General features: G+C 62.7%; 2 protein-coding genes. One reads left to right on the top strand and one right to left on the bottom strand.

What is annotated here, in order from left to right; all coding sequences use genetic code 11:
- Nucleotides 1-336: DUF2461 family protein (locus SO140_RS46255; RefSeq protein ID WP_498544243.1), on the top strand; the 336-nt coding region annotated here is incomplete at its 5' end.
- 9 nt (nucleotides 337-345) lie between these two features.
- Here SO140_RS46255 and SO140_RS46250 read toward each other — a convergent pair.
- Nucleotides 346-697 (bottom strand): LysR substrate-binding domain-containing protein (locus tag SO140_RS46250; RefSeq protein ID WP_498544242.1); only part of this gene is annotated, 352 nt, incomplete at its 5' end.

Genomic DNA, 697 nt, shown 5'->3' with positions numbered 1-697 from the left:
TACTACAGCGCCAACAAGCCGACCATGGATCTGTTCCGCCATACGCTGAGGCAGCGGCCGCAGCCTTTCCTGGAGGTGGCCGCCTGCTGCCGGCCGCCGTTCGAGCTGGTGGGCGAGCGCTACAAGCGCCCGCTGGTGAAGGAACAGGCGGCGGAGATCGCCACCTGGTACAACCGCAAGTCGTTTGCGGTGATGGTGACGGACAGCGAAGTGGAAAAGCTGTTCAACGCCGATCTGGCGCCGCTGCTGGCCGGGGCATTTTTGCAGCTTGAGCCGCTCTACCACTGGTTGATGCAGGTAGAGACGATGAAGCAGATCGATCCGGCAGACCTTTGAAACCCCGCGTCAGCGGGGATGCAGTAACCGCCAAAAGGCGTCGATCAACGGATCGCTGAGGCGCTTTTTCTGAACGCAGACCCCCAGTTCAAACGGTTCGACCATCGAGATGTTATCCAGCTGCGAGATGCGGTTACGTACCGGCTCCGGGCTGTTGTCCACCACCACGCTTGGGATCAGCGCGATGCCGCAGCCCAGGGCCACCATCGACACGATGGCCTCGTGGCCGCCGACGGTAGCGTAAATCAGCGGATTGCTGATGCGATGGCGGCGGAACCACAGCTCGATGCGTTTTCGCGAGGGGCCGTGCTCCGGCAGGATGAAGGGGATCTCGGCCCAGTCGGGCTTGTCGGCGAACGCC

The sequence above is a fragment of the Bradyrhizobium sp. UFLA05-108 genome, assembly GCF_059803455.1.
The sequence above is the reverse complement of the archived record's forward strand: the minus strand, read 5'-3'. Positions and strand labels throughout refer to the sequence as shown.